At 70.1% G+C, this 12,310-nt stretch carries 11 protein-coding genes; 7 read left to right on the top strand and 4 right to left on the bottom strand.

Annotation, left to right across the window (positions count from 1 at the left end; all coding sequences use genetic code 11):
* Position 1: 1 nt before the first annotated feature.
* The 3 genes from MRBLWH3_RS15710 (at position 2) to MRBLWH3_RS15700 (ending at position 3,570) form a co-directional block, all read left to right on the top strand.
* Complete coding sequence (locus MRBLWH3_RS15710; RefSeq protein ID WP_363433833.1) at positions 2-1,015, top strand: LacI family DNA-binding transcriptional regulator; 1,014 nt, start codon at positions 2-4, stop codon at positions 1,013-1,015.
* Positions 1,016-1,229: 214 nt separating this feature from the next.
* A complete protein-coding gene (locus MRBLWH3_RS15705; protein WP_363433830.1) occupies positions 1,230-1,940 on the top strand; it encodes a FadR/GntR family transcriptional regulator in 711 nt (236 codons plus the stop codon).
* Positions 1,941-1,998: 58 nt separating this feature from the next.
* On the top strand, positions 1,999-3,570 hold the full coding sequence (locus MRBLWH3_RS15700; RefSeq protein ID WP_363433827.1) for an amino acid permease: 1,572 nt from the start codon (positions 1,999-2,001) through the stop codon (positions 3,568-3,570).
* A gap of 286 nt (positions 3,571-3,856) precedes the next feature.
* Here MRBLWH3_RS15700 and MRBLWH3_RS15695 read toward each other — a convergent pair whose 3' ends face one another.
* Positions 3,857-4,225 (bottom strand): phage tail protein, encoded by a 369-nt coding sequence (locus MRBLWH3_RS15695; RefSeq protein WP_363433825.1) that lies wholly within the window; start codon positions 4,223-4,225, stop codon positions 3,857-3,859.
* A gap of 17 nt (positions 4,226-4,242) precedes the next feature.
* Positions 4,243-5,883, bottom strand: coding sequence for a phage tail sheath family protein (locus MRBLWH3_RS15690; RefSeq protein WP_363433822.1), 1,641 nt, complete (start codon positions 5,881-5,883; stop codon positions 4,243-4,245).
* Positions 5,884-6,253: 370 nt separating this feature from the next.
* Between MRBLWH3_RS15690 and MRBLWH3_RS15685 the strand changes: the two genes are divergently transcribed.
* Positions 6,254-6,838 carry a hypothetical protein gene (locus MRBLWH3_RS15685; protein ID WP_363433819.1) on the top strand — a complete coding sequence of 195 codons (585 nt, stop codon included), beginning with the start codon at positions 6,254-6,256 and terminating at the stop codon, positions 6,836-6,838.
* A 13-nt stretch (positions 6,839-6,851) separates the two neighbouring features.
* On the opposite strand, the gene MRBLWH3_RS15680 is transcribed toward MRBLWH3_RS15685, so the two are convergent.
* Complete coding sequence (locus MRBLWH3_RS15680) at positions 6,852-7,955, bottom strand: class I SAM-dependent methyltransferase (protein ID WP_363433816.1); 1,104 nt, start codon at positions 7,953-7,955, stop codon at positions 6,852-6,854.
* A gap of 90 nt (positions 7,956-8,045) precedes the next feature.
* On the opposite strand from MRBLWH3_RS15680, the gene MRBLWH3_RS15675 reads away from it, so the two are divergent.
* The gene (locus tag MRBLWH3_RS15675) at positions 8,046-8,465 is read left to right on the top strand and encodes a MarR family winged helix-turn-helix transcriptional regulator (protein ID WP_363433813.1); all 420 of its coding nucleotides are present in this window, start codon (positions 8,046-8,048) and stop codon (positions 8,463-8,465) included.
* Between the two features lie 64 nt (positions 8,466-8,529).
* Positions 8,530-8,994 carry a DUF3817 domain-containing protein gene (locus MRBLWH3_RS15670; RefSeq protein WP_363433810.1) on the top strand — a complete coding sequence of 155 codons (465 nt, stop codon included), beginning with the start codon at positions 8,530-8,532 and terminating at the stop codon, positions 8,992-8,994.
* A 155-nt stretch (positions 8,995-9,149) separates the two neighbouring features.
* On the opposite strand, the gene MRBLWH3_RS15665 is transcribed toward MRBLWH3_RS15670, so the two are convergent.
* Positions 9,150-9,521, bottom strand: a complete 372-nt coding sequence (locus MRBLWH3_RS15665) for a GNAT family N-acetyltransferase (RefSeq protein WP_363433807.1) — start codon at positions 9,519-9,521, stop codon at positions 9,150-9,152.
* Positions 9,522-9,695: 174 nt separating this feature from the next.
* Between MRBLWH3_RS15665 and MRBLWH3_RS15660 the strand changes: the two genes are divergently transcribed.
* Positions 9,696-12,254, top strand: coding sequence for an ATP-dependent Clp protease ATP-binding subunit (locus MRBLWH3_RS15660; RefSeq protein ID WP_363433804.1), 2,559 nt, complete (start codon positions 9,696-9,698; stop codon positions 12,252-12,254).
* The last annotated feature ends 56 nt before the right edge of the window (positions 12,255-12,310 follow it).

Genomic DNA, 12,310 nt, shown 5'->3' with positions numbered 1-12,310 from the left:
GATGCCCGAGCACGGCAGGACCGGGTCCGCGGTGACGATGCGCGATGTCGCGAAGGCGGCCGGCGTCTCGGTGGCCACCGTGTCGCACGTCGTCAACGACAAGCCTGGCGCGCGGATCGGCGACGACGCCCGTCGGCGTGTCCAAGAAGCCGTGGCCGCGCTCGGCTACCGGCCGAACGCATTGGCGAAAACGCTCTCTCAGGGCACCTCCCGGTTCATCGGACTCGTATCGGACGCGATCGCGACCACACCGTTCGCCGGACAGATCATCCACGGTGCCCAGAACGAGGCGTGGCGGCATGGCTACGTGCTCCTCGTCGCGGACACGGACGGGAACCGTGCGGCCGAGGACGAAGCGATCGCCATGATGCTCGAGCACCAGGTCCACGGCGTGCTCTACTCCAGCTGGTACCACCACGAGATCACGGTGCCCCCGGCGCTGCTGCAGACCGACACCGTGCTCGTCGACTGCTTCGCGACAGGCAGCGACCTTCCTGCGGTGGTTCCAGACGAGGAACAGGGCGGACGACTTGCCACCGAGGAACTGATCGCTGCCGGCCACCGCCGCATCGCCTTCATCAACACCACGACCCCTTCACCGGCGCAGACCGGCCGGCTTGCCGGGTACCGCGCCGCATTGGAGGCGGCCGGGCTGCCGTACGACCCCGAGTTGGCGTTCTTCGCCGCGCCTCAACAGGAGGGCGGGTACGCGGCGACCGCGTCGATCGTCGCCGCACAGGTCACGGCGGTGTTCTGCCACAACGACCGGGTGGCCATGGGCCTGTACGACGGCCTCCGCGAGGGCGGGCTGCGGATCCCGGAGGACATCGCCATCATGGGGTTCGACAACCAGGACGTGATCGCCGCACACCTGCGCCCTCCGCTGTCGACGGTGGCGCTGCCGCACTACGAGCTCGGTGCCACCGCGGTGCGCGTCCTTCTCGGACTCGAGAAGGCGGACGCGGCGGGACCCTACCTCGTGGCCTGCCCGCCCGTGCTGCGTCAGTCCGTCTAGGGCTCGAGAAGGCGGACGCGGCGGGACCCTACCTCGTGGCCTGCCCGCCCGTCTAGGGCTCGGCGGCCCGTGCAGAGCGATGCGCTGCCCGCGCACACAGGGATCGAGCGGCACGGGTCGGTGTGGTCGTGAGTCCGACCGTCAGCACGATGACGTCACGTGAATAGTTCGCGGTGGAAACGGCTCCGAAACATCGGATGGCCACCATGGAGACGTGGAACCCCTGTCAGACAGCTGGACAGCGCCGCCAGGCGGAGGCCGCGTCGGTGCGGTGGACTACGTGCTGCGTGACCTCAGTGAGGCGATCGCCGCCGGAATCGCGCGCGTGGGGGATCGGCTGCCGTCCGAACAGGCGCTCGCTGCGCGGTACGGGGTCTCGCGGGCGGTCGTCCGCGAGGTGCTTCGCATCCTGGAGACGCGCGGACTGACGGTGACGAGGACGGGGCGGGGCACCTTCGTCACCGCCACGGAACCGGCCAGGGACATGCGATTCGGCAGCTACTCGGCCGGGCACCTCATGGAGGCGCGCCCTCACATCGAGGTCGCTGCGGCGGGTCTTGCCGCGGTGCGTCGCAGCGAGGACCAGGTCACGGCGTTGCAGGAACTGCAGGAGCAGATGGAAGCGGAGGAGGACCCCCAGCGGTGGGTCGATCTCGACGCTCGGCTTCATGCGGCGATCGCATCCGCGTCCGGGAACCCCGTGTTCGCGGACGTCCTGGAGAGCATCCGGATGGTCCTCGCGCAGCAGTCCAGTGTCATCAACCTCACGCCCGGTCGACGTCACCAGAGCGACGCCGAGCACCGGGCGATCATCGCCGCGATCGCGCGCGGTTCGGTGGAAGAGGCAGAGGACAGCATGGGCTACCACCTCGACCAGGTGAAGGAGGTTCTGCTCAGCATCACGATGCTCGACGAGCGGCGCTGAAGGAGTCGCCCTTGGCCGAGTGGTCCCCACGTGCACCACCCTCCGAAAGGCAAATGTCATGACTGACAATCCCCCCGTCGCGAAGATGGATCCCGAGGACGCTCTCGAGAACGATCGCGAACTCACCGGTGACCGCGCTGAAGCCGTCCAGGACTTCTCCAGCGAGGACGCCGGCTATCACAAGGCCCTGCGGCCCCGCCAGATCCAGATGATCGCGATCGGCGGCGCGATCGGCACCGGTCTGTTCATGGGCGCCGGCGGTCGCCTCGCGTCCAGCGGCCCGGCCCTGATCCTGGTCTACGCCGTCTGCGGCTTCTTCGCCTTCCTCATCCTCCGCGCCCTCGGCGAGCTTGTCCTGCATCGCCCGTCCTCGGGGTCGTTCGTCTCGTACGCGCGGGAGTTCTACGGGGAGAAGCTCGCGTTCGGTGCGGGCTGGATGTACTTCCTCAACTGGGCGATGACCTCGATCGTCGACGTCACCGCCGCGGCTCTCTACGTGAACTTCTGGGCCCAGTACTGGGAACCGCTGCAGCAGATCCCGCAATGGGTGATCGCGCTGGTCGCACTGGTCGTGGTGCTGTCACTGAACCTTGTGAGCGTCAAGCTGTTCGGCGAGATGGAGTTCTGGTTCGCGCTCATCAAGGTCGCCGCGCTCGTGATCTTCCTCATCGTGGGCACGTGCTTCATCGTCTTCAACGGGTCCACCGATGTCGGCCCGACCGGGTTCACCGTGATCGCCGAGAACGGCGGCATGTTCCCGATGGGATTCATCGCGCCTCTCCTTGCGATCACCGGGGTGGTGTTCGCCTACGCGGGCATCGAGTTGATCGGGACCGCGGCCGGTGAGACGGCGAATCCCGCGAAGGTGATGCCGAAGGCGATCAACACCGTGGTGCTGCGGATCGCCATCTTCTATGTCGGATCGATCCTGCTGCTGTCGCTGCTGCTTCCGTTCGACGTGTACCAGGCTGGCCAGTCGCCGTTCGTGACGTTCTTCTCCCACATCGGATCCCCCGAAGCCGGGGCGATAGCGGGGTCGGTGATGAACTTCGTCGTGCTCACGGCCGCGCTGTCGAGCCTGAACGCGGGCCTGTACTCGACCGGCCGCATCCTGCGGTCCATGTCGGTGAACGGCTCCGCGCCGGCGTTCACCGCCGCCATGAGCAAGAACGGCGTGCCCTATGGCGGCATCCTGCTCACCGCGGTGATCACGCTCGCCGGCGTCGGCATCAACGCGCTCTGGCCGTCCCAGGCGTTCGAGATCGTCCTCGAGATCTCCGCGCTCGGGATCATCGGCGGCTGGGCCACGATCATCCTCTGCCAGCTGAAGCTGCAGCGGTGGGCGAAGCAGGGGAAGGTCGTCCGCCCCGCGTTCCGGCTCTTCGGGGCGCCCTTCACGTCCTACCTGACGCTTGCGTTCCTCGCGTTCGTGCTCGTCACCATGGCGTTCTCCGAAACGGGGCGCTGGGTGCTCGCGTCGCTGGTCCTGCTGATCCCCGCCCTCATCATCGGCTGGTTCGCTGCACGCGGCAAGATCCAGGAGGCCGCCCGCGCGCGCGAGGGCTACACCGGCAGCCACCCCGTCATCGCCACGCGACCCGCCGAGGACGCTCTGCGACGCCGGGACTGAGCGACTGAAGGGGGGACGGATGCTGCGCCCCGCGGCATCCGTCCTCCCATCGCTTTTTCACCCGCTCCCATCAGCCGATCGCTCGATCGGCGTCTGCGGGGCTGGTGAACTCGATCCGGGTACCCGCCCGAACTCGCGTAATAGATCTCCGAGGGCGGTGTCTCTTCAGTGGGGGATAGCGCCGGAGCCCCGGTCCGGCACCCCGGCCGTGGGTCCCGAGCTCGCGGCTACCGGGGGCGCCGGCATTCTCGCGTCGGCCCCCCGGTCAATCCCGGGTGTCGCCGGGTCATCCACCCGGGTTCCGCAACGTCCGGAGGGCCTCGAGCCACTCCTTGCTCGCGTCGTGCAGTTCGGAACGCGACTGCTCGGCGGCCGCGTCCTGGCGATCCAACTCCGCTGGAGCCGACTCGATGCTCCTGCCGAGTTCGGGTACCCGTCGCGCCGCCGCCCGGAGCTCACGCGAGCCGAGCAGCTCGCGGGCGGATTCGGCGCGCGCGACGAGCCTCCTGCCTTCGCGGTGCTCGACGACCTCCGTGGTGCGCTTGAGACCGCTCACCTTGCTGACGCCCGCGACGTACTTGCCGTCCCCCTTCACGCGGAATTCGAAGTTCTTGAACGGGTCGAACCTGCTGGCGTTGACGCTGAACTGTGCCATGTCCCGGTTCCTTCGGCTCAGACGGCGCTCGCGCCGGCGATCTGCTGCAGTCGGATGACGACGAACTCCGCGGGCTTGAGCGGCGCGAAGCCGACGTGGACGTTGACGATGCCCCGGTCGATGTCCGACTGCGTCGTCGTCTCCCTGTCGCACTTGACGAAGTACGCATCGCGCGGGGTGCGGCCCTGGAACGCGCCCTGGCGGAAGAGGTCGTTCATGAACGTGCCGACGTTGAGGCGGATCTGCGCCCACAGCGGCTCGTCGTTGGGTTCGAACACGACCCACTGCGTTCCGCGGAAGAGCGACTCCTCGATGAAGAGCGCGGTGCGCCGCACGGGGATGTACTTCCACTCGTTCGCGAGCGAGTCCGCACCCTTCAGCGTGCGCGCCCCCCACACGACGCGGCCGGCGCCCGCGAACGCGCGCAGGCTGTTGATGCCGAGCGTGTTCAGCTGCCCGATCTCGCCGTCGCTCAGCGGGACCGAGAGCTCGGGCACGCCGTTGAGCGTCGCCTCGAGGCCGGCCGGCGCCTTCCACACGCCGCGGGTCGCATCGGTGCGGGCGAGCACGCCTGCCACCGCGCCCGAGGCCCCGAAGGTCTCGAGCTGGTTGTCGCGGAGCGGGTTGGTCTGCCGCAGCCTCGGGAAGTACACCGCCGCGTTCGCGCTCACCGTTCCGAGCGACGCGAGACCCGACGCCGCGTCGCCGGCCGTGTCCCAGGTCGGCGGGGCGTCGATCACGTAGAACGCGCGCCGCGTCTCGGCATAGGTCGCCGCCTCCGCGATGACGTCGGCCTCGACCTCGCCGCCGGGACCGTCGGGCGACACCCCCTGATACGGGGGAATGACGAGGAGGTTGAAGATGTCGGCGTCCTCGAGCGCGTACAGTCCCGTCTTGGCGCCGAGCGAGCCCTTCACGTCGGCGGCGACGAGGTCATCGCCGTCGTCTCCGCCGGCGAGCCGCTGGCTCGCCTCCTGCGAAGGGTCGCCCGGCGTCGGCGTGAGGTCGTCCCAGATCGTCTTGCCCGCCGATGGCGTGCCCGTGTGGACCTTGGGGCGACTGCTGTCGGGCACGGTCCCTGCCGTGCGCACGAGGACGGACTCGTTGCCGAGGACCCGCGACAGCAGTCGCGGATGGTCGGCCGGTGCGAGGACGACATTGCGATGGGCCTCGATCATTCCTGTCGCGCTGTCGCGGACGGTCAGGTTGAACAGGGTGTCGGGCTCGTCGCCCAGAGCCGCGTCGTGGGGGCGCGTCTCGTGGTCGATGCGCACGCGGAGGCCGTCGCCCCACAGGCCGACATCGACCGCCTCGAGCGTGAGGAGGTCCGCACCGGTGTCGAGGGCGAGGTCGACCGAGGACGACGCGGGGTCGTCGGCGTCGGACGCCGCATCGTTCACGACGCGGACGATCACGGCTGTGCCGCCGCCGTTGAGGAAGAAGTCGCGCACGGAGAAGCCGAGCCGGCTGAGCCTCCAGAGTCCGCCGAACACGCGCTCGAACTCACCGAAGTTCGTCACGACGACGGGCCTGTCCACCGGGCCGCGGGGCGCCCGCCCCACGAAGGCGGTGACCGCGGTGGAGACCCCGACGATCGTCCGAACCCCGCTGGCCACCTCCTCGATGTACACGCCGGGACAGGTCAGTTGGGACCGCATGGCTGTCTCCGGAGAGGATGCATCGATCTGGGGCCCCGACGGCGATACCCGAGGCCGACAGGAGGGAGGCGACCCCACCAGGTGGTGTCGTCGGCGTGGCCTCGACGACCACGGTGCGAAATGCAAGGACCTCGATTCGAGAGTCAATCCCTCGCGGTGGGGGCTGTCAAGGGCCCGGCGCGCAGGGTCGATCTCCCGTCGAACAGGTGACACGGGGGACCCGCGTTCCTACAGTTGAGTCACGACGCCGACGCTGTGGGAGTCCGGCGTCCAAGTCGCATGCGGTGGAAGGGGAGTGGCCGTGGTCCAGGACGTGCAATCGACCGAGGATCCGGCACCCGCGCCTGCACGCGCACACGCTGCACCGCCGGTGACCCGCGGCACCCTCGTGTGGTTCGGTCTCGGCTTCGCGCTCCTATCGTTCTTCGCCGCCTTCCTCGGATCGTGGCTCGCGAGGTCGGTCGACACGGCCACACCCGCTCCCGCGCCGGAGCCTTCGGCGTCGCCGGAGTACGAGGACGTGCTCGCCGAGATCCTTCCGGCCGGGTCGGCGGTGCGCGCCGGGTCCGGAGCGCCGGAGGCGGGCAAAGGCTACGAGGGTGACGTCTTCATCGACATCCTCAACGCCGATGTGTACCTCTTCCAGGACGGCACGTGGACGGTGGTGGGCAACATCCGTGAGGCGGCGGCGGAGAACCTCACGGGCGAGCAGGGGCCGGCGGGCGCACAGGGTTCCCAGGGCGAGCAGGGCGCGCAGGGCCCGAGCGGCGCGCCGGGTGCGCCGGGAACGCAGGTGGTGCTCGGCACGTCCGCGCCCGACGACGGCGCCTGCACCGCCGACGGTGACGTGTTCATCGACACGGCTGCCGTCCAGTTCTACGAGTGCAGCGACGCGGCGTGGGTGCTGTTCGGCCCGACGGCCGAGGACGATCCGACCCCGGATGCCGGCGAGTAACCGCCGCGACACGTCAGCGGCGGGTGGACGCCGTCACGGTGAACTTGGCGTTGCGTGCGATCTGCCGTGTGGGGCCGACCGTGCGATCGAGCGCCGGACGGTAGCGCAGTCCGGAGTTCCACACGGCCCAGAGTTCGCCGCCGGGCCGCAGCACGCGAGCAGCCTCCGCGAACATCCGCGGAGCGATGGCATCGTGCACCGCCGACCCCGAGTGGAACGGCGGGTTCAGTGCGATGAAGGTCGCGCTCGCGTCCGGCTGTGCGCCGAGCATGTCGTCGCGGACGACGTGGACGCGGTCGGCGACGCCGTTCGCCTCCGCCGTCGCGTGCGCGGATGCGACCGCGGCTGCGGACTGGTCGCACGCGAGCACGCGGAGAGACGGATGCCGCAGTGCCAGCGCCGCCGCGACCACACCGGTCCCGCACGCGAAATCGATCGCCGCGCCATCGGCGAGCGGGGGCAGGTGCTCCAGCAGGAACCTCGTCCCGATGTCGATCGACGCCCCGGCGAACGCTCCTCCGTACGCGCAGACGACGATCCCGTCGTGTGTCGCGCGGCTCGGAACCGGGTCACGGCCGTCGTGGGGCTCGCGGGCGATGAGCACGCGGGACTTCTGGCGGGCGTGAGTGACATCGAGGCGGGCGAACCGTTCGCGCAGCACGTCGTTCATGGCGAGCGTCATGTGCTTCACTCGACCACCCGCGAACACGACGACATCGGGCGCCGCGTATGCGGCGATCAGCGCCGCGACGTCACGCAGCGCGTCGAGCGACCTCGGCAGCCGCAGCAGCACGACCCGTGCGCCGCGCACCAGCTCCGGCGCCAGCGGCAGCGACGCGAACGCGTCGCCGAGTCCGAAGCGCTCGGAGTTCGCCGCGAGAGCGCGTTCGCCGGTGAGCGGGTCCTGATGGACACGGATGCCGCAACCGCCGTCCGCGGCCGCGCTCAGCGTCAGCGCGCCGTAGCCGTCGCCGATCACCACCAGCCCGCCGCCCGTCGCTGTCGACCGAGCGATCGCGGATTCTTCGAGCAGCAGCCGGTCCGCAGCATCCGCCGCCACGAGGTCCGGAGCCTCCACGTCGGGCCACCGGCGCAGGCCGTCGAGCGAGAATGTCACCGTCCCACGGTAGCCGGGCGCGCGGCGTCCGCTTCCCGGGACAGCGGGTGAATGCGTGCCGTCACGGGGCAGCGGGACTAGCATTCAACGGTGCCAGACCGTGCGTTCAGTCCCGTCATCTCGCTGCTGACCGTGGCCGCCGTCTGGGACGCGCACCTCGGCGCGCAGCTGCGCGACCTCGGGCTCACCACCCGAAAGTACGGACTGCTCGCCCACATCGAGGCGACGCCCGGCATCTCGTTCAGCGAACTCGCGCGCCGCTCCCAGATCACCGTGCAGTCGGCGCACACCGCGGTGCAGACCCTCGTCGCCGACGGGCTCGTCGCGGACGCCACGAAGCACGCGGGCGCGGCCTCCGATCTGCGCGTGACCGAGCGGGGGAACGAGGTGCTGCAGGCGGCCGAGCAACGGCTGGCAGCGCTCGACGCGGGACTGGCCGCGGGGGCGCCCGCACTCGCCAGCGCGTTGGAGGGTCTGCACGAGCAGCCGTTCGGACTGGCCCCCGAGTAGGCCGGGAGCGCGGGGGCCCGCGAACCTTCAGAAAGCCTGAAGCACTTTCAGTTACGCTGAAGGTGTGTTCCGCAATCCCCACACCCTGTTCCGCGCGCTCGCTGTCTTCGAGGCGATCTCGTGGACCCTCCTCATCGCCGGCCTCATCCTCCGCGCCACCACCGACTGGGCGCTCGGCGTCACGATCGGCGGCGGCATCCACGGCTTCATCTTCCTGTCGTACGGCGCGACCGTGATCCTCGTCGCCCTCAACAACCGCTGGCGTGTCGGCCCGACGGTGCTCGCGCTCGTGAGCGCCGTCATCCCGTACGCCACGATCCCCGCGGAGTTGTGGCTCCAGCGCAGCGGTCGGCTCGCCGGCGCGTGGCGGCTCGAAGTCACCGACGACCCGCGCGACGACACGTGGTACGACCGGCTCATGCGCTGGTTCCTGCGGCGGCCCTGGGTCCTCGGCGCGCTGATCGCCCTCGCCGTCGTGCTCCTGTTCGTCGTGCTGCTCATCCTCGGTCCGCCCGGCGGGCGGGGTTGACGGCCCGCGTCCTCGTCCGCCCCGCCTCCCGAGGGTGGGGTGGACGAGGACGCATCGCGGTCGTGGAGACGGATGCCGCGGCTCGGCGCCACGCCGGCCGCTGCTGCAGGGTCGGGTGTTGCCGCCGGCGTCGTCGACGACGGAGGCTGCGGGGCTCAGCGCCAGGCGGGGAGCTGCTGCAGCGTCCAGGTGTTGCCGTCGGGGTCGTCGAACTGCACGAACCGGCCCCAGTCCTGGTCGTCGACCCCGCGCCCCTCGACGCCGTTGGCGCGCAAGTGTGCCAGTGCCTCGTCGGCGTCGGGCACCACGACCTGGATGGTGTTCTGCTGTCCGGGTGAGAGAGTGTTGCCGAGCCCGGTGCCGAAGGCGATGGAGCAGGCCGACCCGGGCGGAGTCATCTGCACGAAGCGGAGCCCCTCGACAGGGGTCTGGTCGTGGTCGGCATGGAAGCCGATCCGCTCGTAGAACTCCTTCGCGCGGTCGACGTCGGACACCGGCACGTGGATCAGCTCGATCTTCCAGTCCATGGTTCTCCCTCTTCGATCTCGATCCCCCATGCTCACGCTACGCCCGGGGTGGGACACCCTCCGGGACGGATCCGGCACAGCGGGGAATACCTCTGCCGCGGAGCGGTTGAACTTGACAATGCCCGTATCAAGTTCAAAACTTGATGCTCGTTCACTCAAGTTTCAGGAGACGGAATGCCCGAAGACTTCACTCCTCAGGCCGGCGACGACGCGAGCTCGTTCGACGAGTTCCTGGCACGCTACCTCGCGGGCGAGCGCGCGCGTGCCGAGCGCTCGATCGACCTGAGCCGCTACCTCGGCTCACGCACCCAGGAGCTGCTCCGGCGTGCCGGCAGGTACGCGCTCGAGCGCGGCCAGCAGGAGCTCGACGCGCTGCATGTGCTGCGCATCCTCGTCGCCGAGGCCCCGGCGCGTGAGGCCGTCCAGCGCATCGGCGCGGACGCCGACGCCATCGCGCGCGCCACCGAGGAGCGCCTTCCCTCCGCGACGGCGGGCGCCGACGTCGACGGGGCCGTGGTGACCTCGTCGGTGCAGCGGGCGCTGTTCCACGCGTTCCAGGTCGCCCGCTCGTCCGGATCGACGTACGTCGACCCCGAACACCTCTTCTTCGCCCTCGTGCTCGCGCAGGACACCCCCGCCGGTCAGGTGCTGGCGCGCGCCGGCGTGACCGCCGAGGCGCTCATGCAGGGTGCCCGCGAGACCGTCACACCGGGTGAGACCACGCCGTCCGATGTGCGGCCCGAGGGTGCGGCATCCGACACCCCCATGCTCGACACGTACGGCACCGACCTGACGGCGCGCGCCGTGGCCGGCGAGCTCGACCCCGTGATCGGACGGGCCGACGAGATCGAGCAGACGATCGAGATCCTCAGCCGCCGCACCAAGAACAACCCGGTGCTCGTCGGCGAGGCCGGTGTCGGCAAGACCGCGATCGTCGAGGGCCTCGCCCAGGCGATCGTCGACGGCGCCGTGCCCGAGCAGCTGCTCGGCAAGCGGGTCATCGCGCTCGACCTGCCTGCGATGCTCGCGGGAACCCGCTACCGCGGCGACTTCGAGGAGCGCCTCACCAAGACCATGGACGAGATCGCCGCGCACAAGGGCGAGCTGATCGTCTTCATCGACGAGGTGCACACCGTGGTCGGCGCCGGGGGCGCCGGTGACGGCGGCATGGACGCGGGGAACATCCTCAAGCCGCGCCTCGCGCGCGGCGAGCTGCACCTCGTGGGCGCCACGACGCTCAAGGAGTACCGCGTCATCGAGAAGGACCCCGCGCTCGAGCGCCGGTTCCAGCCGGTCCGCGTGGGTGAGCCCTCCGTCGAGGACGCCGTGCTGATCCTCCGCGGCCTCAAGCCCGCGTACGAGGAGCACCACGGCATCGTCTACACCGACGAGGCGCTGCGCGCGGCCGTCGAGCTCAGCGACCGGTACCTCAGCGAGCGGGTGCTGCCCGACAAGGCCATCGACCTCATCGATCAGGCCGGTGCCCGGCTGCGGCTGCGCCTCGGGTCGAAGGTCGACGTGAGCGGGCTGATCGAGCGGCTCGCGACGCTCGAGGCCGACAAGAACGCCGCGGTGTCGGCGGAGCACTACGAGGAGGCGTCGCAGATCCGCGACCAGATCGCCGATGTGCAGGACCGCCTCGAGCGGGCCACCGCCGCAGGCGCCGCGGTGCGCACCGAGGCGGTCGTCGACGAGCCCGAGATCGCCGCCGTGATCAGCCGCGCCACCGGCATCCCGGTGAACCGCGTGACCGAGACCGAGCGCGAGCGCCTGGCGTCCCTCGAGGACGAGCTGCACGATCGCGTGATCGGGCAGGAGGACGCCGTGACCGCGGTCGCCAAGGCCGTACGGCGCAACCGCACCGGCATGGGCGATGCGCGTCGCCCGGTGGGGTCGTTCCTCTTCCTCGGTCCGACCGGCGTCGGCAAGACCGAGCTCGCGAAGGCGCTGGCGGGGTCGCTCTTCGACGACGACACAGCCGTGATCCGCTTCGACATGAGCGAGTTCGGCGAGCGGCACACCGTGTCGCGCCTCGTCGGAGCCCCTCCCGGATACGTCGGCTACGACGAGGCCGGACAGCTCACCGAGCGCGTGCGGCGCAACCCGTACTCGATCGTGCTGTTCGACGAGATCGAGAAGGCGCACCCCGACGTGTTCAACCTGCTGCTTCAGGTGCTCGACGACGGCCGCCTGACCGACGGCCAGGGTCGCACGGTCGACTTCCGCAACACGGTGGTGGTGATGACCTCGAACCTCGGCTCGGAGTTCCTCGCATCGCGTGGTGGAGCGATCGGGTTCCTCGCCAACGGCGGAGGGGCCACCGGATTCGGCTCGGAGAAGGATCTGCGCGACCGGGTGTTCGGCAAGCTGCGCGAGGCGATGCGTCCGGAGTTCCTCAACCGCATCGACGAGATCGTGCTGTTCCGCAGGCTCGAGAAGCCGCAGCTTCAGAGCATCGTGCGCCTGTTGCTCGGTGCCTCCGACGCGCGGCTCGCGAAGCGCGAGGTGTCGCTGGTCGTGACCGACGCGGCGGTGGCGTGGCTCGCCGACAACGGGTACGAGCCCGAGTACGGCGCCCGGCCGCTGCGCCGCCTCATCCAGCGCGAGGTCGACGACCGTATCGCCGACCTGTTCGTCACGGGTGCGCTCGCCGACGGCGGGACCGTGACGGTGGATGCCGCGGCCGACGCGCTGTCGGTGGTGGCGGGTTCACGCGTCGCCGTGGCCGCCTGACCGACCCTCGACCTCTGACCTCGACCTCTGACCTCGACTCTCTGACCTCGACTCTC

Source organism: Microbacterium sp. LWH3-1.2, from assembly GCF_040675855.1.
GTDB lineage: Bacteria > Actinomycetota > Actinomycetes > Actinomycetales > Microbacteriaceae > Microbacterium.
This window is presented reverse-complemented; position numbering and strand designations above follow the sequence as displayed.

Coding starts and splice junctions, on each gene's coding strand:
- MRBLWH3_RS15710 (WP_363433833.1), top strand. CDS start 2: ATGCCCGAGCACGGCAGGACCGGGTCCGCGGTGACGATGCGCGATGTC.
- MRBLWH3_RS15700 (WP_363433827.1), top strand. CDS start 1,999: ATGACTGACAATCCCCCCGTCGCGAAGATGGATCCCGAGGACGCTCTC.
- MRBLWH3_RS15695 (WP_363433825.1), bottom strand. CDS start 4,225: ATGGCACAGTTCAGCGTCAACGCCAGCAGGTTCGACCCGTTCAAGAAC.
- MRBLWH3_RS15690 (WP_363433822.1), bottom strand. CDS start 5,883: ATGCGGTCCCAACTGACCTGTCCCGGCGTGTACATCGAGGAGGTGGCC.
- MRBLWH3_RS15665 (WP_363433807.1), bottom strand. CDS start 9,521: ATGGACTGGAAGATCGAGCTGATCCACGTGCCGGTGTCCGACGTCGAC.
- MRBLWH3_RS15660 (WP_363433804.1), top strand. CDS start 9,696: ATGCCCGAAGACTTCACTCCTCAGGCCGGCGACGACGCGAGCTCGTTC.